The 16,067-nt window shown below is 71.0% G+C and carries 20 protein-coding genes; 8 read left to right on the plus strand and 12 right to left on the minus strand.

Annotated features, from left to right (window positions below; translation table 11 throughout):
- Window positions 1-19: 19 nt before the first annotated feature.
- Entirely contained in the window at window positions 20-442 is a 423-nt protein-coding gene (locus ACZ7L4_RS25465; protein ID WP_472105925.1) for a helix-turn-helix transcriptional regulator, read from the plus strand.
- A gap of 70 nt (window positions 443-512) precedes the next feature.
- Window positions 513-953, plus strand: coding sequence for a VOC family protein (locus tag ACZ7L4_RS25470; RefSeq protein ID WP_472105926.1), 441 nt, complete (start codon window positions 513-515; stop codon window positions 951-953).
- Window positions 954-974: 21 nt separating this feature from the next.
- Here the strand turns inward: ACZ7L4_RS25470 and ACZ7L4_RS25475 are convergent, their stop codons facing one another.
- From ACZ7L4_RS25475 to ACZ7L4_RS25495, 5 genes are all read right to left on the minus strand, one after another.
- Window positions 975-1,280, minus strand: coding sequence for a WhiB family transcriptional regulator (locus ACZ7L4_RS25475; RefSeq protein ID WP_399237099.1), 306 nt, complete (start codon window positions 1,278-1,280; stop codon window positions 975-977).
- Window positions 1,281-1,414: 134 nt separating this feature from the next.
- A complete protein-coding gene (locus tag ACZ7L4_RS25480; protein WP_472105927.1) occupies window positions 1,415-2,650 on the minus strand; it encodes a MalY/PatB family protein in 1,236 nt (411 codons plus the stop codon).
- 212 nt (window positions 2,651-2,862) lie between these two features.
- Window positions 2,863-3,228, minus strand: coding sequence for a hypothetical protein (locus tag ACZ7L4_RS25485; protein WP_472105928.1), 366 nt, complete (start codon window positions 3,226-3,228; stop codon window positions 2,863-2,865).
- A gap of 61 nt (window positions 3,229-3,289) precedes the next feature.
- Complete coding sequence (locus ACZ7L4_RS25490) at window positions 3,290-5,902, minus strand: PEP/pyruvate-binding domain-containing protein (protein ID WP_472105929.1); 2,613 nt, start codon at window positions 5,900-5,902, stop codon at window positions 3,290-3,292.
- Between the two features lie 117 nt (window positions 5,903-6,019).
- Entirely contained in the window at window positions 6,020-6,844 is an 825-nt protein-coding gene (locus tag ACZ7L4_RS25495; protein ID WP_472105932.1) for an ArsR/SmtB family transcription factor, read from the minus strand.
- Between the two features lie 178 nt (window positions 6,845-7,022).
- Between ACZ7L4_RS25495 and ACZ7L4_RS25500 the strand changes: the two genes are divergently transcribed.
- Window positions 7,023-7,772 carry a class I SAM-dependent methyltransferase gene (locus ACZ7L4_RS25500; RefSeq protein ID WP_472105934.1) on the plus strand — a complete coding sequence of 250 codons (750 nt, stop codon included), beginning with the start codon at window positions 7,023-7,025 and terminating at the stop codon, window positions 7,770-7,772.
- 35 nt (window positions 7,773-7,807) lie between these two features.
- Here ACZ7L4_RS25500 and ACZ7L4_RS25505 read toward each other — a convergent pair whose 3' ends face one another.
- Both ACZ7L4_RS25505 and ACZ7L4_RS25510 read right to left on the minus strand, forming a co-directional pair.
- Window positions 7,808-8,065, minus strand: a complete 258-nt coding sequence (locus tag ACZ7L4_RS25505) for a GNAT family N-acetyltransferase (RefSeq protein WP_472105936.1) — start codon at window positions 8,063-8,065, stop codon at window positions 7,808-7,810.
- A 54-nt stretch (window positions 8,066-8,119) separates the two neighbouring features.
- Window positions 8,120-8,578 (minus strand): Lrp/AsnC family transcriptional regulator, encoded by a 459-nt coding sequence (locus ACZ7L4_RS25510; protein WP_450809658.1) that lies wholly within the window; start codon window positions 8,576-8,578, stop codon window positions 8,120-8,122.
- Window positions 8,579-8,640: 62 nt separating this feature from the next.
- On the opposite strand from ACZ7L4_RS25510, the gene ACZ7L4_RS25515 reads away from it, so the two are divergent.
- Genes ACZ7L4_RS25515 through ACZ7L4_RS25530 form a run of 4 tightly spaced genes read left to right on the plus strand, consistent with a single transcriptional unit; the run spans window position 8,641 to window position 10,896 of the window.
- Window positions 8,641-9,390, plus strand: coding sequence for an AzlC family ABC transporter permease (locus ACZ7L4_RS25515; RefSeq protein WP_472105939.1), 750 nt, complete (start codon window positions 8,641-8,643; stop codon window positions 9,388-9,390).
- Window positions 9,383-9,712, plus strand: a complete 330-nt coding sequence (locus ACZ7L4_RS25520) for a branched-chain amino acid transporter permease (protein ID WP_472105941.1) — start codon at window positions 9,383-9,385, stop codon at window positions 9,710-9,712. Before ACZ7L4_RS25515 ends, ACZ7L4_RS25520 begins: the two co-directional genes overlap by 8 nt.
- 40 nt (window positions 9,713-9,752) lie before the next feature.
- Window positions 9,753-10,550 (plus strand): thioesterase family protein, encoded by a 798-nt coding sequence (locus ACZ7L4_RS25525; RefSeq protein ID WP_472105943.1) that lies wholly within the window; start codon window positions 9,753-9,755, stop codon window positions 10,548-10,550.
- Window positions 10,551-10,575: 25 nt separating this feature from the next.
- Window positions 10,576-10,896, plus strand: a complete 321-nt coding sequence (locus tag ACZ7L4_RS25530; protein ID WP_472105945.1) for a DUF6191 domain-containing protein — start codon at window positions 10,576-10,578, stop codon at window positions 10,894-10,896.
- A gap of 17 nt (window positions 10,897-10,913) precedes the next feature.
- Here the strand turns inward: ACZ7L4_RS25530 and ACZ7L4_RS25535 are convergent, their stop codons facing one another.
- Window positions 10,914-11,090, minus strand: a complete 177-nt coding sequence (locus ACZ7L4_RS25535) for a hypothetical protein (RefSeq protein ID WP_385757268.1) — start codon at window positions 11,088-11,090, stop codon at window positions 10,914-10,916.
- Between the two features lie 134 nt (window positions 11,091-11,224).
- Here ACZ7L4_RS25535 and ACZ7L4_RS25540 point away from each other — a divergent pair, with 134 nt between their 5' ends.
- Window positions 11,225-11,698, plus strand: coding sequence for a nuclear transport factor 2 family protein (locus ACZ7L4_RS25540; protein WP_472105947.1), 474 nt, complete (start codon window positions 11,225-11,227; stop codon window positions 11,696-11,698).
- Window positions 11,699-11,762: 64 nt separating this feature from the next.
- On the opposite strand, the gene ACZ7L4_RS25545 is transcribed toward ACZ7L4_RS25540, so the two are convergent.
- The 4 genes from ACZ7L4_RS25545 to ACZ7L4_RS25560 are packed head-to-tail and all read right to left on the minus strand — an operon-like array spanning window position 11,763 to window position 16,062.
- Complete coding sequence (locus ACZ7L4_RS25545) at window positions 11,763-12,977, minus strand: amidohydrolase (protein WP_472105949.1); 1,215 nt, start codon at window positions 12,975-12,977, stop codon at window positions 11,763-11,765.
- Window positions 12,978-13,037: 60 nt separating this feature from the next.
- Entirely contained in the window at window positions 13,038-14,045 is a 1,008-nt protein-coding gene (locus ACZ7L4_RS25550) for an ABC transporter ATP-binding protein (protein WP_472105951.1), read from the minus strand.
- Window positions 14,042-15,061 carry an ABC transporter ATP-binding protein gene (locus ACZ7L4_RS25555; protein ID WP_472105953.1) on the minus strand — a complete coding sequence of 340 codons (1,020 nt, stop codon included), beginning with the start codon at window positions 15,059-15,061 and terminating at the stop codon, window positions 14,042-14,044. The genes ACZ7L4_RS25550 and ACZ7L4_RS25555 overlap by 4 nt, the downstream gene beginning before the upstream one ends.
- On the minus strand, window positions 15,061-16,062 hold the full coding sequence (locus ACZ7L4_RS25560; RefSeq protein WP_450809667.1) for an ABC transporter permease: 1,002 nt from the start codon (window positions 16,060-16,062) through the stop codon (window positions 15,061-15,063). Before ACZ7L4_RS25560 ends, ACZ7L4_RS25555 begins: the two co-directional genes overlap by 1 nt.
- Window positions 16,063-16,067: the final 5 nt, after the last annotated feature.

Raw genomic sequence — 16,067 nt, forward strand, 5'->3', positions numbered from 1 at the left:
GCCCCCGCACAATGGACCCGTGCACCACGTCCCGCCCTCCCGCCATCTGCTGCGCGCCCGTGATCTTGCGGATGCGCGGTACGCCGAGGCGCTCACGGTGGCGGATCTCGCGGCGGCCGCGGCGTTGTCGCCGGCGCACTTCAGCCGCCGGTTCAAGGCCGCGTTCGGGGAGTCGCCGCATCAGTATCTGCTCACCCGGCGTCTGGAGCGGGCCGCCGATCTGTTGCTGGCCACCGACTGGACCGTGGCCGATGTAGGGGTCGCCGTGGGGTGGCGCGGGATCGGGTCGTTCACGACGAGTTTTCGGCGGATGTACGGGGTGACTCCACAGGCCTACCGGGATACGCATCCGCCCGCGGCGCGGCATGTGCACATCCCCCGGTGCGTCGCGATGGCATACGGGCGGCCGCGGAACCGCACGTTTCGAGAAGACAGCGTCTGAGCGGGTGCCTAGCGTCGGTGTCGGGGCCACACCCGTGGCCCGAACAGGACGACCGAGGCGCGAGGACGACATGCCGACCACCATCAAGATCGCCAATGCGCAGTTCTGGGTGCACGACCAGGACGAGGCGCTCGATTTCTACACGCGGAAGCTGGGCTGGGAGGTCCGGGCCGACGTGACCATGGAGGCCTGGGCCTTCAGGTGGCTGTGTGTCGGGCCGCCCGGTGGCGAGGGGCCCGCGCTCGTACTGATGCCGGTGCCGGGGCCGCCGATGCTCGACGAGAAGGACAGCGTCCAGCTGTCGGAGCTGGTGGCCAAGGGGGCCGGAGGGACGCTGTTCCTGGAGACCGACGACTGCAAGGCTGCCTACGACGAGCTGTCCGCGCGGGGCGTCGCGTTCAACGACCCGCCGACCTCGCAGCCGTACGGCATCGACACCTCGTTCCGGGACCCCTCGGGCAACAACATCCGCTTGACGCAGGTGCTCGAGTTCGACCCCGGGCGGGGCTGACCGCGCCCGGCGCACCGGCCGTCACGAGGCCCTGACCGCGCCGGTCCGCCCGCCGTCCTGCGCGTGTTCCGCGCGGGCCGCCTCCAGCAGGTTGCGCCAGGACGTCACGGTGGGGCGGCGGCGCAGCAGGGCCCGCCGTTCGCGTTCCGTGGCGCCGCCCCACACGCCGTATTCGATGCGTTCGTCCAGGGCGTGCGCCAGGCATTCGGTCCTGACCACGCACGTGTCGCAGAACCGCTTGGCGTGGGACTGGGCCGCGCCCTCCACGAACAGTTCCTCGGGGTCCGTGGTCCTGCACTCCGCCTTGTCCCACCACGAGTTGAAGATGTCCGTCACTGTCTGCTCCTTGCTCCTGGCAAATTCGGTCTTCTCAGGTGCGATTCGCGACCGTACGCCATAGATCCTCAACAGGCAGCCCATGACCAGGAGTTGAACGGTGTGTTACCGGCGGTTTCGGGCCGTCAGCCGAGTCCTGTCACCGCTTCGCCGAGCCTGCGGACCGCCTCGTCCACCGTGGAGCGCGGACATCCCAGGTTCACTCTCATGTAGCCGTGGCCCTCGGCCCCGAACTTCTGTCCCCGGTCCAGCCACAGGCGCGCCTCGGTGAGCATGAACCTGTCCAGGGCCTCGGCGTCCATCCCGAGGCCCCGGCAGTCCATCCACGCCAGGTAGAGCGCGTCCGCGGGCAGCACGCGCAGCTTCGAGGTGGCGCCGTGGACCGCCTTCGCGAAGTGCTCGTGGTTGCCGCGCAGATAGCCGAGCAGCTGCTCCAGCCAGGGCTCGCCGTGTGTGTACGCCGCCTCGGCAGCGACCATGCCCAGCACGTTGACCAGCGGGAACACATTGCGCTCGTACTGGCGGGCGAAGTCCTCGCGCAGCCGACGGTCGGGAACGAGGATGTTCGCGCACTGCATCCCGGGGAGGTTGAACGTCTTGCTCGGGGCCGTGCAGGTGATGCTCGTGCGGGCGAACTCCGGGCCGAGGGAGGCGAACGGGACGTGCGTCCGGGCGGGGTTGAGGACCAGGTCCTGGTGGATCTCGTCGGACACGACCAGGACACCGTTCCGGGCGCAGATCTCGCCCATGGTGCGCAGTTCGTCCTCGGTCCAGACGTTGCCGGTGGGGTTGTGGGGGTGGCTGAGGATGAACAGCTTGGTGTCGGGGCGGATGGCGTCCTCGAAGGTGCGGGCGTCGAACCGGTAGCCGTCGTCGGTGCGTTGCAGCGGCGCGTGCGCGAGGTGACGGCCGTTGAGGCGTACGTCCTCGTGGAAGTGCACATAGACGGGCGGCTGGATCAGGACGGAGTCGCCCGGCGAGGAGAAGGCTTGGACGACGGTCTTCAGGGAGGTGATGACGCCTGCCGTCGGCACCACCCAGTCGGGCGAGACGTCCCAACCGAAGCGTTTGGCCTGCCAGTTGATGACGGCGTCGAGGTAGCTCTCGGTCGCGCCGCCGGGGTAGCCGAGCACGCCGTGGTCGACGGCGTCGTGCAGCGCGTCGAGGACCGGCTGCGGGGCCTTGAAGTCGGTGTCGGCGACCCACATCGGCAGGGGCTCCGCCGCAGCCTCGTCGGGGGCGAGGAGGGAGTCGGCGAAGGTCCACTTCATGGAGTTCGAGCGCGTGCGGTCGACGACGGTGTCGAAGAGCGAAGCGCTTTCGGTTGCCGGGCCTGAACCTGAAGTCGTCTCGGATGCCATGGCTGGATGCTAGGGCCTGTCTTCAAACTCCCGTCGTCGCCCGAAGGGCGGCGCCGCGGCGTCTGGTGCGTGCGATCGCAAGGCGCCGGAAGCTCCTAGTAGCGGAGCTACTCGGAGTTTTCGGCAACGCCGCGAGCGTGCGTGCCAGACGCCGCGGCGCAGGCGGGAGTTTGAAGACAGGCCCTAGATCCGGTCGGGCTGCGGCGGCCGCTCTAGATCCGGTCCGTCAGCTCCTCCGCGTACACCTGGGACAGCGGCTGCGGGCCCACGTACTGCTGGCAGTTGCACTGACCCGCCTCGTAGTGGGTCGGCTTCTTGTTCTCGTCCCATGCCGTCGGGACCTCGACGCGCTCGTGGCAGCGGCCGGTCTTGTCGTGCTTGGCGAGGTGGTGGGCGCAGCCGCAGACCGGCTCCGGGGGTTTGTGCGCGGCCTCGACCGCGAGCCGCGCCTGCTTGGCGGCCTCGAGCCGCTCCATCCTTCGCTCGTGCCGGTTGCGCAGCGCGCCGCGCGCGGTGTCCGCGGCCCAGGCGAACGCGCCCGTCCAGAACAAGATGAGAACCGCCCAAATCCAGTTCATCTACCGCCCCTTCCCCCCGGATGCGCGTGCGGTGCCCTCCAGGATAGGCGCCGCGCCGCCGCTACGCGCCCTCCCGGCGCGCCCGCACCACCCCCGCACTGCCGTCCACCGTGACGACGTCGCCGGTCCCGATCCGCGTCACCGCGTCCGGTACGCCGACCACGGCCGGGATGCCGTACTCGCGGGCCACGACGGCGCCGTGGGAGTTGGCGCCGCCCATCTCCATCACGAGGCCGCCGGCCGTGAGGAAGAGCGGCGTCCAGCCGGGGTCGGTGGACGGGGCGACGAGGATCTCTCCCGGCTCCAGGTGCGCGCCGACGGGATCGGTCACCACGCGCGCGTGCCCGGTGACTTCGCCCGCGGAGGCCGCGGTGCCGATCAGGTCGCCGGGCGAGTGGGGTGCGGCCCGCAAGCCCTGGGTCGCCTCGGGTTCCGTGCCGTCGGACAGGAGGACGCGTGGGATGTGCCTGCGTCGCAACTCCCGTTCGTACTCCTCCCTGCGCTCGGTGACCGTCGCCCGCAGGTCGCCTTCCCGCGAGCGCATCTCGTCGAAGTCGAGGAAGAAGACGTCCTGCGCGGCGTCGAGGCGGCCCTGCGCGTGCAGTTCGGCGCCGCGCTCGGCGATGCGCTCGCGCAGCGCGCCGAAGAGCGTGATGGCGAGGTACTTCGGGTATTCGCGCAACCCCGCGAGCAGCCGGGTGCGGCGCAGGGCGAAGCGGACGAGCCCGCCGCGCCCCTTGGCCCGCCGGGCCAGCCGCTCGATCATCGCCTCGGCCTCGGCGGCCCCGCGCGCGAACACGGCGTCCGGCTCGGCCTGTTCGTCGTTCAGGCGCAGGTAGTTGCGGACGATGCCGATGATGTGCGCGGGGTCGTCGGACCAGCGCGGCAGCCCGAGGTCGATCTCGGCGACGGCCCGATGGCCCCACTGGCGCAGGAAGGCGCGGAGCCCGTCCTGGGCGACCGGCGGCAGGTCACCGGCGCGGTATCCGGCGACCAGTTCGTGCACGTCCGCGTCCTGGAACAGGGTCACGGCGTCCGGGTCGGCGCGGATCGTCCGCGCGAGCGCCCACAGGTCGAGGTCCATCTCCGTGGTGACGTTGTTCGGCAGGCTGCGCAGGACGGTCTGGAGTTCGCCGGGTTCGGTGCGGACGAGCCGGCTCGTGAGGGCCAGCATCGCGAAGCCGACCAGGGCGGTCGGGGCGACGGTCGGCAGCACGGGGACCACGCAGTCGCGCAGCGCTTCCTCGACGCTCTTTGCCTTCGCCGCCTCCAGGACTCTCGTCTCGGTACGACGTGCACGCCGTACCGCCGCCTCCGGGTCGACGAGGGCGCGCAGCACGGTCGACGGGGCGTGGAACCTGCGGGCGAGGCGCGCCACGCGCCGGACGGCGGGCCACGGCGACGTCTGCGTCATGGCGAGGCGCGGGTCGTCGTACAGGCCGCGCAGGATCCGCGCCGAGCGGGCCTCCATGACGTCGAGCACGCGCGGGAAGACGGCTCTTCCCGTCCTGCTGCGCAGGACGTTGGTGAGGTCGATGAAGACGCGTCCGGCGGCCTCGGCGCAGCCCTGGGAGCGCGGGTCGCCGATGACGATCTCGCCGGCGGACCGGGCGATCTCCCGGATCGCGGCGCGCCCGGCCGGGGTGATCGGCCGTTCCAGGCCCTGGGCGAGGCTGAAGCAGAAGTAGACGCGGAAGTCGTCGCGTGCGATGTCCCGTCCGGTGGCGCGGTCGACGTCACGTGCGACCCCAAGTTCGGCGGCGCGCTCCGGCAGTGGGAACAGCGTCGTGATGGGACGGGACTGGGTCAGGTGGACCTCGCCCTGCGCGTCGATGGCCCACTCCGTGTCCTGCGGACTGCCGTAGTGGGCCTGCACCCTGGCGCCCAGCTCGGCCAGTTGACGGACCTGGCGGTCGGTGAGACACGGCGCCGGGTTCTCTCCGATGTCGACCTTCTCCGTGCCGCCACCAGCCAGCGGACAGACGAGGAACCGCTTGTCGCCGAGCCGCCGTTCCACGATCTCGCGGCCGTCGACCACGAAGTGGTCCGGGTTGACCGCCCCGGAGACGACGGCCTCGCCGAGGCCGGGGCTCGCGTCGATGACCGCCTGGTCGCGCCTGCCCGTGACGGGGTTGGCGGTGAACATCACGCCGGACACCGCCGAGTCCACCATCCGCTGGACGACGACGGCGAGTTGGACGCGGCTGTGGTCGATGCCGTTGCTCTCGCGGTAGCTCACCGCGCGGTCGGTCCACAGCGAGGCCCAGCAGCGGCGTACCGCGTCGAGGACGGCGTCGGCGCCGACGACGTTCAGGTACGTGTCCTGCTGCCCCGCGAAGCTGGCGAACGGCAGGTCCTCTGCGGTGGCACTGGAGCGCACCGCGACGGCCGCGTCGCCACCGGCCTCCGCGCCCAGCTCCGCGTACGCCGCGAGGATCGCCTCACGAAGGTCCCCGGGCATCTCCGACTCGACGATCAGCCGTCGCGCCTTGTCGGGCCGCAGCCCCGCGAGGCCGTCCGTGGCGGGAATCCTCCGGTAGGCGTCCGTGGTGACACAGAAGCCGTGCGGCACGGGCAGTCCGGCTCTGGTCAGTTCGCCGAGGTTGGCCGCCTTGCCGCCGACGGCGGCGAGCATCGTCGCGTCGATGGAACGGAGGTCGAGGACGAGCGGCATGGCGTTCCTTCCTGCCTGCGGTGACCGCCCGGCGCGCCTGGTGACGCCGGACCGTGCTTTATTCATCATGCGATGAATAAAGCACGGTCGTCAACGCCGGGACCCCGGCCACCGGCCTCAGCCCTGCGGCTCCGGCAGCGGCTCCCCGGTCTCCAGAAGTGTCTTGAGGCTGGACAGCAGGGCCGGCCAGCCGTCGCCGATCATGCCGCGGACGATGCTGTCGGGGTCGAAGCCGTCGTGGACGACGGTGAGCTTCACGGTCTCGCCCATGGCTTCCAGGTCGAAGGCCACCTTCGAGCGACCCTCACGCGCGATGCGCTGCCGCAGCTCCTCGTCGACACCGGCGGCCTGCGCCCACGCGGGGGTGAAGGTGTGCCAGGTGTACGCGAGCCGGCGCGGCGGATCGGCCTCCAGGACGACCTGCTCGGGGTCCTCGGTGCGGTTGTCGCCCTCCACCCACACCATGGGCGAGCCGGGCTTCCAGTCGGTCTCGAACGCGACGCCCCAGTAGCGGCGGGTGAACGCGGGCGAGGTGAGCGCCTCCCACAGCCGCTCGGGGGTGGTGCGGATGTAGCTGGTGTGAACGAAGGGGGCCGTGGCGGCGGCGCCGCCGGGCGTGGTGCTGCTCATGGGAGTTTCCTCTTCCAGTGCGGTACGGAGGTCGTCGAGGGCGGCGGCGCGATGCCGGTCGTAGCGGCTCAGCCAGCGGTCGGCGACCGCGTTGAGGGGCGCGGCGTCGAGGTAGTGCAGCTTCTCGCGGCCCCGGCGCACGGTCGTGACCAGACCCGCGGCCTCCAGGACGGCGAGGTGCTTGCTGACCGACTGCCGGGCCATGTCCAGCTCACCGCACAGCTCGCCCAGCGTCTGGCCGCCCCGGTCGTTGAGGCTGTCGAGCAGCCGGCGGCGGCCGGGGTCGGCGAGCGCCTTGAATATCGCGTCCACGGGGGTCGTGCCCTCTTTCGGTCGACTCGACATGCAGCCGATCGGCTGCGTATTCGACGATAGGCAGCCAATCGGCTGCATGCCAATCGGCCGAAGCAGACCGAGAGCGCACTCCCGCTTGGCGACCATCGGCTCCAATTCGCGTGCGCCCTGCGGCCGTTGATGCCATCGTTGGCCCATGCAGCCACCACCTCCGGAAGCTCCCCGCCCTGGCGACGCCTTCGGCAGCGTGCTCGCCCGCTGCTGGCAGGCCGGCGCCGCTCCGTGGTCGGCCGTGGAGATGGTCGAGCGCGACGACGGGCTGATCCGGGCCAACGACGCGGCGCGGTACTTCAGCGCACTGGAGCAGTGGTCGGCGCTGGAGCGGTGGGCGTGGGACCAGGCCACCGGGCGGATTCTGGACGTGGGGTGCGGCGGCGGGCGCCACGCGGTCGCGTGGGTGGACCGTGGACATCGCGTCGTGGGTCTCGACCCGTCCCCCGGGGCCGTCCAGGTCGCCCGGGAGCGCGGCATCGAGGCGGTCGTGGGTGAGGTGCCCGAACTCCCCGACGACCTCGGCCGGTTCGACACCATCGCCATGATGGGCAACAACTTCGGCCTGCTGGGCGGCCCGGACCGCGCACCCGGGGTCCTGTCCGCCCTCGCCGCCCTGGCCTCCCCCGGCGCCCTCCTCATCGGCTCCGGTTCGGACCCCGGCGACGGCGGGAACGCCCACGCGGCCTACCACGCCCGCAACCTCCGGCACGGACGGGCGCGAGGCCAACTCCGCCTCCGCGTCAGGGACGAGGCGACGGCGTCACCCTGGTTCGACTACTGGCTGGCGGCACCGGACGAACTCACCGCCGTGATCGACGCGTCCCCGTGGACCCTGGAGACCCTGCGTCGGGACCCGGACGGCTCCAGCTACGTGATGTGTCTGCGCCGGTGACGGTGCGGGGCCCGGATGCCACGCCTTGCGCCCCCTCATCGCCGCGGCAATGCCTGCGGAAGCCGCACCATGCGCACATTGGGCAGCCTGCCCCGCCACAACTGCCGCTCCCCCGTGCGCCGGAAGCCGTGGCGTTCGTAGAAGCGCACCGCACGCTCGTTGTACTCCGTCACCCACAGGTACACCGGGGCGTCGTCGGACCAGCGGCGTACGGACTTCTCGATGAACTCGCGCCACTGGTCCGCGCCCTCGCCGTCGCGGCACTTCGATCCGCGGGGCCGTCCGGTCGTCATCGAACACGCGTCACACATCCACCCGTCGCCCAGTCCACCCCACCCACGAAGTCCTCAGCCGACGGATTTGATCGTCTTCATCGTCAGGTGGGAGGTGAAGCGCTGAACCCCTGGCAGGCCGCTCAGTTTTTCGGTGAGGAAGGACTCGCAGGCGGCGTGGTCGGCCACGGCGGCGCGGATGAAGTAGTCGGGGCGGCCGTACATGCGGCGGAACTCGGTGACCTCCTCGTAGGAGGCGACGATTTCCTCGAACTGCTCGAAGCTCTTGCGGTCGTTGGCGTAGATCTCGACGTCGATGAGGACCTCGAGGCCGCGCCCGAGCGCCGCCGGGTCGATCACGGCCCGGTACCCGGACACGACACCGGCCTCCTCGAGGCGCCGCACCCGGCGCAGGCACGGAGGCGGCGTCAGGCCGACCCGCTTGGCCAGCTCGACGTTGGTCAGACGACCGTCCTCGCGCAGGTGGAACAAAATTTCGCGATCTGTGGCGTCGAGCGTCACTTCATTGCCCATACCGAAAGTGTAGAGGCATCATGCGCAACCATATAAGGCGCGTTCTTTTCTAAAATGTCTCCATGCACACACGTTCCACCGTGGCCGCGGCTCCCGCGCGGCCCGCACCTCGCCCACCAGGCCGAATACCGTCCGAGGCCCCGGCCGCGTTCCGGGAGTCCCTCTCCGTGGGGCTCGTCTTCGTCCCCCTGGGCCTCGCCTTCGGCGCGCTCGTCGTCCAGTCGGGTCTGGACTGGTGGTGGGCATCGCTGTCGGCCGCGGTGGCCTTCGGCGGCTCGTTCGAGTTCCTGCTGATCGGCCTCGTCGTCGCGGTGACCCCGCTGGCGTCGATCGCGGTCGCGGCGTTCATGGTGAATGTACGTCATGTCTTCTACGCCTTGTCGTTCCCCCTGCACCGCGTCACCGGCCGGCTCGGCAAGGCGTACGGCACCTTCGCCCTGTGCGACGAGGCGTACGCACTGGCCTCCACCGAGCAGGCCCGCACGTGGCCCGGCCCGCGCCTGTTGTGGATGCAGTTCTTCCTGCACATGTACTGGGTGACGAGCGCGACCGCCGGAGCCCTGCTCGGCTCCCTCATACCCGAGGGCGTCACGGGCCTGGACTTCGCCCTGACCGCCCTGTTCACCGTGCTCGCCCTCGACGCGCTGCGTGATCTGCGCGGCGACCTGCCCACTCCGCTGCTCGCCCTGTCGAGCGCTCTGCTGGCCCGGATCCTCGCCCCCGGCGAGATGCTGCTGGTCGCGTTCGCCCTGTTCACCGCGGGGCTGCTTGCCCGGCACCTGATGACCGCCAAGAGGCCGAGCCATGCCTGACACCACGTACGCCGTCGCCGCGGTCCTCGTCACCGCCGCCGTCACCTGGGCGCTGCGCGCCCTGCCGTTCGCCGCCCTGGCGCCGCTGCGCGCCAGCGCGACGGTGCAGTACCTGAGCCGGCGGATGCCCGCGGGCGTGATGGTCATCCTCGTCGTCTACTGCCTCCGCGACCTCCATGTCACGCAGGCCGGGGCCGTGGCGCCGCTCGCTGCCCTGTCCGTCACGGTCGGCCTGCATCTGTGGCGCCGCAACGCCCTGCTCAGCATCCTCGGGGGCACCGCCGTCCATGTCCTGCTGGCCAGTACTGTTTTCGCAGCCTGAACCCGCCCCCCGCCATGAACCCCCGGAAGGAACGCACCCGTTGAGCACGGCCGGCTATTTCGAGCGCATCGACGAGCACCGCTACAAGCCCACCGCCCACGCGAGCGGGGCCTGGAACCCCGACGAGATCCACTTCAGCCCCCTCGGCGGCCTGGTCGTGCACGCGCTCGACCGCCACCTCGCCGACCACACGGACCGTGGGTTCGTCGTGTCCCGGCTCAGCTTCGACATCCTCGGCCGACTCGCCCTCGACGAGTGCGAGATCCGCGTCGAGACCGTGCGGCCCGGCCGCACCATCGAACTCCTCGAAGCCGTCGTGCTCATCTCCGGCCGACCCGTCGTCCGTGCCCGGGCCTGGCTGCTCGCCGCCGGAGACACGGCGGCCGTGGCCGGTGGCGCCGACGAGCGGCTCCCGGCGCCCGAGGGACTCGCCCCGTGGCCGATGGCGTCCGTGTGGCCGGGCGGCTACATCGCCTCGCTCGACGTCCGTCCGGTCGCGCCCCCGCAGCCGGGCCGTACGACCGCGTGGATCTCGACCGGACTCGACCTGGTCGCCGGGGAGCAGGCCGGGCCGCTCGCCTCGTACGTCGCCCTGGTCGACACCGCCAACGGCATCGCCGTACGCGAATCGCCCGCCGACTGGATGTTCCCCAACGTCGACCTGACGATCCACCTCCACCGCCTCCCCGAAGGCGGCTGGACCGGCCTCGACACCACGGTCGTCTTCGGCCCCAGCGGCCAGGGAGTCACCTCCACGGTCCTCCACGACACCAACGGACCCGTGGGCCACGCGCAGCAGATGCTCACCGTCCGCCCCCAGCCCTCCCGGGAACTCTGAACACACACCGGCAGTTGGGAGTGTCATGGAGTTCGTCTTCTTCATGACACTGCCGGGCCTGGTCATCGTCCTGACGCTGCTGGCCTTCGTCGACCAGGTGCTGTTGCGCGCCGACCGGGCCGGGGTGCTGCCCTGGCGCCCCGGCACCCGGCAGGGCCAGGTGTCGGCGACCGGGTTCGAGCAGCTGCACGGCGCGCTGTCGCCCGGCAAGCAGCACGAACTCAAGGAGCGCCAGTCCGCGCTGGTCATGCCGGACAACGAGGACGACGGGGCGCCACCCCACAGGACGACGGTGAACCTGGAGGGCGGGACGGCGGTCGTCCGCCTCCCCCGCGCCCACGGCTAGCGGCACCGGACCGCCGCCTACGCGGCCTTCACAATCCCGCCACGCTCGGCGGCCGCCCACTCCGCGACCAGCACCTCGTACTCCCGACGCTGCTCCGCGCTCAACCGCCCACCGGAGCGCAGCATCAGGTCGCGGATCCGCTCGTTGAGTTCTTCGGCGGACCGTGCGGGACCATGCTCGGGTGTGGGGATCATGTGAAGAGAATAGTGGCAGCCACTGACAACGAGCACGCGAATTGCGCCCGCCCGGACGTGCTGTGCCACACACTCGACCTCCAGACCGGGTTCCGCCGCCGGAACTTGGGCCTCTCGAACGGAGTTCCGCCGTCATGACAGACAGTGCCCCGGCCGCCCTCGGACCCCGCGAGGTCCTGGCCCGCTACCACCGCGCCATGCTCGACAAGTCCGCGGACGACCTGGCCGAGTTGTACGCGGCCGACGCCGTGCACGAGTTCCCGTTCCTCGGCTTCCCCGGCATGCCGGAGCGCTATCTGGGGCGGGAGGAGGTGCGCGCGGGGTATCGGGCGGCCTGGGGCGCGAGTCCGGCGTTGCCGCAGCAGATCGACGACGTCCGTGTCCACGAGAGCACCGATCCCGAACTCATCACGGTCGAGCAGGTGGTCACCGGGACCGTGACCACGACCGGCCGGACGTTCCGCTTCCCCGGGCTCCTGGTGCTCCGGGTCCGCGGCGGCCTGATCGTGCATGTCCGGGACTACATGGACGGTCTGCGCATCGCCCACGCCATGGGCCGGCTCACCGCCGTGGCCGCGGCCCTTGAGGAGGGACCGTCGCGGCCCTGATGCCTCCCGGACCACGCGCGGGGCCCGGCCGCACACAGCGACCGGGCCCCCCGCGCTTCACCGGTCAGGCTCCGGCGACCAGCTCGAGGCCCTCGGCCACGACACGGCCGTCGTGCAGGACCGTACGGTCGCGGCCGCGGTCCATCACGGCGCTGCTCGGCGTCTCGCCGTCGACCAGGACCAGGTCCGCGCGGTCGCCCACGGCGAGGCCCGGGCGGTCGGTGACACCGGCGAGGCGCGGCACCTCGTGGCTCATGATGGAGGCGCCGCCCATGGTCGCCACGGCGAGGGACATCTCGATGTGGTCGTCGCGGCGGAAGTTGTTGGTGAAGGCCAGCTGCCAGGTGCGGTCGAGGAGGTCGCAGTTGCCGTACGGGCTCCAGTAGTCGCGCTGCCCGTCCTCGCCGAGGCCGACGCGGACGCCCGCCTCGGTGAGCTGGACGAGGGAGAGCTGGTTCTTGGCGGCGGGGGCGACGGTCGCCATGGCGATGTCCAGCTCGGCGAACTCCTCGATGAGGCGGCGGCTGGTGGACTCGTTCACGGAGCCGAGTTCGTAGGCGTGCGACATCGTCACCTTGCCCTGCATGCCGAGCGCGCGGACCCGCTCCAGGATCAGGTCGGTCGAGAACACCCCCAGCTCGCCCGGCTCGTGGAGGTGGACGTCGACCTCGACCTGGTACTTCTCGGCGAGCCCGAAGACGACGTCGAGGTGGCCCTTGGGGTCGCGGTCCAGGGTGCAGGGGTCGATGCCGCCCATGACGTCCGCGCCCGCCTTGAGCGAGGCCTCCAGGTACTCCTCGGTGCCGGGCTCGCGCAGAATGCCGGCCTGCGGGAACGTCATGATCTGGACGTCGGCGAGGTGCCCGTGCTTCTCCTTGGCCGCGACGACCGCCTCGAACTTCTCCAGCTTGCAGTCGACGTCGACCTGCGCGTACGTACGCACCCGGGTCGTGCCGCGCGCGATCATGCGCTCCAGGGTGCCGGCCACCCGCTCGTTCAGCGGGACCTCGGCGTCGCGCCAGTTCTCGCGGTCGTTCATCATCATCGTCCACACGCCGGGGCCTCCGGTGTGCGGGCGGAACGGCAGGCCGATGCGGGTGGAGTCCAGGTGGACGTGCACATCGCTGAAGGAGGGGAAGAGGAGCCGGCCGCGGCCCTCGACGCCGTCCCCGACGGGCTCGGCCTGCGGGTCGTGCGGGCGGATCGCGGCGATGCGGGCGCCGTCGAGCTGTACGTCACTGCGCTCGCCGCCCCAGGGGCGGACGTCACGGATGAGCATGTGGTGCGGCTTCTTTCTGTTCGGTGGTGTCAATGATGGGTGAGTGTGTGAGTGGCTCGACTAGCGGGCCGCCGCGAGGGCCTTGTCCGCGAAGTGGCACGCGGGTCCCTCGGCTCCGGCCATGGGTGGCACCTCCCCCGCGCACCGCGCCTGTTCGGCCTCGCCGAGCGTCGGACGCAGCGGGCAGCGTGTGCGGAACACACACCCTGAGGGCGGACTGGCGGGGGTGGGCAGGTCGCCGCTGAGGCGGATCCTGCGGCTGCGGTCGGCGTCCGGGTCCGGCTGCGGGACGGCGGAGAGCAGGGCGCGGGTGTAGGGGTGGCGCGGGTCGTCGAAGACCTCCCGCGTCGGCCCGCTCTCCATGATCTTCCCCAAGTACATCACGGCGACCCGCTCCGCGAAGTGCCGTACGACGGACAGGTCGTGGGCGATGAAGACGTACGACACACCGGTGTCGGCCTGGATGTCCTGGAGGAGGTTGACCACCTGGGCCTGGACCGAGACGTCGAGGGCCGAGACCGGTTCGTCGCAGATGATGAGGCGGGGTTCGAGGGCGAGGGCGCGGGCGATGCCGACGCGCTGCTTCTGCCCGCCGGAGAACTCGTGCGGGAACCGGTTGTAGTGGTCGGGGCGCAGGCCGACGCGGTCCATCAGCTCGCGCACCCGCGCCTTGACGCCGCCGGGCGGTTCGATGCCCTGGGCGTGCAGCGGCGCGGCGATGGCGGAGCCGACCGACTGGCGGGGGTTGAGGGAGGAGGACGGGTTCTGGAACACCATCTGGACCTGGCGGCGGTACTCCTGTGCCTCGGCCCGGTTCATCGAGCCGAGGTCCCGTCCGTCGAGCCGGATGGTTCCGGCCGTCGGGTCGAGCAGGCGCATCAGGAGGCGTCCGGTGGTCGACTTTCCGCAGCCCGACTCTCCCACCAGGCCGAGCGTCTGCCCGGCCCCGACGGAGAAGCTCACACCGTCGACGGCCTTGACGGGCGCGCCGCCCCGGCCGAGCAGTCCTCCGCGTCCCGGGAAGTGCTTGGTCAGCCCTTCGGCCTCCAGCAAGGGAGTTGATGTCATCGCGCGGCCTCCTCGGCGGTGGCGAGGTTCTCCTGGTGGCACCGGGAGGGGTGGTCGGCTCCGGTGTTCGCGAGGAACGCGGGCCGTTCGCTGCGGCACAGGTCGTCGGGGACGAGGTGGGTCTGCGGGCACCGGTCCGCGAACAGGCATCCGGCGGGCAGCGCGGTGAGCGAGGGCGGGAACCCGGGGATGGGGCGCAGCCGTTCGCCGTCGTCGCCGAGTGTCGGCATGGAGGCGAGCAGGCCCTGTGTGTACGGGTGGCGCGGGTCGCGGAACAGTTCGCGCACGCTCCCCCGCTCCATGCACTGACCGCCGTACATCACGGCGACATGGTGGCAGACCTCGGCGACGACACCGAGGTCGTGGGTGACCATGACGATGGCGGTGCCGGTCTCCTGCTGGAGTTCGCCGAGCAGGTCGAGGATCTGCGCCTGGACGGTGACGTCGAGGGCGGTGGTCGGCTCGTCGGCGATGAGGAGTTCGGGCTCGCAGACGAGGGCCATGGCGATCATCGCGCGCTGGCGCATGCCGCCGGAGAACTCGTGCGGGTACGCGCGGGAGCGCCGCTTCGGGTCGGGGATGCCGACACGCCCCAGCATGTCGACGGCGACGGCGAGCGCGGCCCGCTTGGACACCTTGTTGTGGACCCGGTACGCCTCGGCGATCTGGTCGCCGACGGCGTGGAAGGGGTGCATCGCGGAGAGCGGGTCCTGGAAGATCATGGCGATCTTCTTGCCGCGCCAGGCCCGCATCCGGTCCTCGGTGAGGGTGTTGAGGTCGGTGCCGTCGAGCAGGATCTCGCCGGTGACCTGGGCTCGGGTCTCCTTGAGCAGACCCATCAGGGCCTGGCTGGTGACCGTCTTGCCGGAGCCGGACTCGCCGACGAGGCCGACGGTCTCGCCCTTGGCGAGGCTGAGGTCCATGCCGTTGACGGCGTGCACGAGCCCGTCGTCGGTGGGGAAGGCGACGTGCAGATCCCGGATCCGCAACAGCGGTTCTTTCCATGAATCGGTCATCAGGCGGCCCTCACTCGCGGGTCGATGACGGCGTAGACGGCGTCGACGACGACATTGGCGACGATGATGAAGAAGGCGGCGAGCAGGGTGATCGCCATGGTCACCGGCAGATCGCCGGCCTGGGCGGCGCGCACGGCGGTGAAGCCGATGCCGGGCACGGAGAAGATCTGCTCGGTGAGCACGGCGCCGCCGAGCAGCAGCCCGATGTCGAGGCCGAGCATGGTGACGACGGGGGTGAGTCCGGCGCGGGCGCCGTGCCGTACGACCATGGCCGGCTTCGACAGGCCCTTGGAGCGGGCGGTGCGCATGAAGTCCTCGCCGAAGGTCTCCAGCATGGAGCTGCGGGTGACGCGGATGTACTGGGCACTGAACAGCACCGCGAGCGCGACCCACGGCAGCAGGTAGTTGAGGAACCAGCCGTCGAACCCGGCAGGACCGAAGGGCGAGGTGATGGCGTTCGTGGTGAACGGCAGCACGTCGAAGGTCGAGACGAAGACGAGCAGCAGGAGCAGGCCGGTGACCGGGATCGGCAGCGACACACCGATGGACGCGGCTCCGACGATCAGCTTGTCGGTGAGCTTGTTCTTGCGCAGCGCGGCGAGCGTGCCGAGGGTGACTCCGGCGACGGTCCACAGCACGATGGCGCCGACGGCGACCGACACCGTGTACGGCAGGGCGCGCTCCAGGACGGCGGCGACGTTCTCGTTCGTCTGGAAGGACTTGCCGAGGCAGGGCCACTCGCAGAGGGTCTGGGCGCCGGGCGCGCCGATCGTCCGGCCGTGGAACAGGCCCGACATGTAGTTCACGTACTGGGTGAGGAACGGCTTGTCCATGCCGAGGGCGACTCGCGCCTCGGCGACGCGTTCGGGGGTGCACTCCTGGCCGCAGGCGGCGGCCGCCGGGTCGGCGGGCCCGAACTGGAAGAGCGTGAAGGTGACGAAGCTGATGACGGCGAGCAGGACGACGGTGGCGACCAGGCGCCGCGTCAGAAAGACGAGCATGTCGG

The organism is Streptomyces sp. NPDC107575, assembly GCF_055657265.1.

Bases quoted from the DNA above. Each gene is read 5' to 3' on its own strand.
- ACZ7L4_RS25470 (WP_472105926.1), top strand. From the start codon at position 513: ATGCCGACCACCATCAAGATCGCCAATGCGCAGTTCTGGGTGCACGAC.
- ACZ7L4_RS25480 (WP_472105927.1), bottom strand. From the start codon at position 2,650: ATGGCATCCGAGACGACTTCAGGTTCAGGCCCGGCAACCGAAAGCGCT.
- ACZ7L4_RS25485 (WP_472105928.1), bottom strand. From the start codon at position 3,228: ATGAACTGGATTTGGGCGGTTCTCATCTTGTTCTGGACGGGCGCGTTC.
- ACZ7L4_RS25490 (WP_472105929.1), bottom strand. From the start codon at position 5,902: ATGCCGCTCGTCCTCGACCTCCGTTCCATCGACGCGACGATGCTCGCC.
- ACZ7L4_RS25500 (WP_472105934.1), top strand. From the start codon at position 7,023: ATGCAGCCACCACCTCCGGAAGCTCCCCGCCCTGGCGACGCCTTCGGC.
- ACZ7L4_RS25505 (WP_472105936.1), bottom strand. From the start codon at position 8,065: ATGACGACCGGACGGCCCCGCGGATCGAAGTGCCGCGACGGCGAGGGC.
- ACZ7L4_RS25510 (WP_450809658.1), bottom strand. From the start codon at position 8,578: ATGGGCAATGAAGTGACGCTCGACGCCACAGATCGCGAAATTTTGTTC.
- ACZ7L4_RS25515 (WP_472105939.1), top strand. From the start codon at position 8,641: ATGCACACACGTTCCACCGTGGCCGCGGCTCCCGCGCGGCCCGCACCT.
- ACZ7L4_RS25520 (WP_472105941.1), top strand. From the start codon at position 9,383: ATGCCTGACACCACGTACGCCGTCGCCGCGGTCCTCGTCACCGCCGCC.
- ACZ7L4_RS25530 (WP_472105945.1), top strand. From the start codon at position 10,576: ATGGAGTTCGTCTTCTTCATGACACTGCCGGGCCTGGTCATCGTCCTG.
- ACZ7L4_RS25535 (WP_385757268.1), bottom strand. From the start codon at position 11,090: ATGATCCCCACACCCGAGCATGGTCCCGCACGGTCCGCCGAAGAACTC.
- ACZ7L4_RS25540 (WP_472105947.1), top strand. From the start codon at position 11,225: ATGACAGACAGTGCCCCGGCCGCCCTCGGACCCCGCGAGGTCCTGGCC.
- ACZ7L4_RS25545 (WP_472105949.1), bottom strand. From the start codon at position 12,977: ATGCTCATCCGTGACGTCCGCCCCTGGGGCGGCGAGCGCAGTGACGTA.
- ACZ7L4_RS25550 (WP_472105951.1), bottom strand. From the start codon at position 14,045: ATGACATCAACTCCCTTGCTGGAGGCCGAAGGGCTGACCAAGCACTTC.
- ACZ7L4_RS25555 (WP_472105953.1), bottom strand. From the start codon at position 15,061: ATGACCGATTCATGGAAAGAACCGCTGTTGCGGATCCGGGATCTGCAC.
- ACZ7L4_RS25560 (WP_450809667.1), bottom strand. From the start codon at position 16,062: ATGCTCGTCTTTCTGACGCGGCGCCTGGTCGCCACCGTCGTCCTGCTC.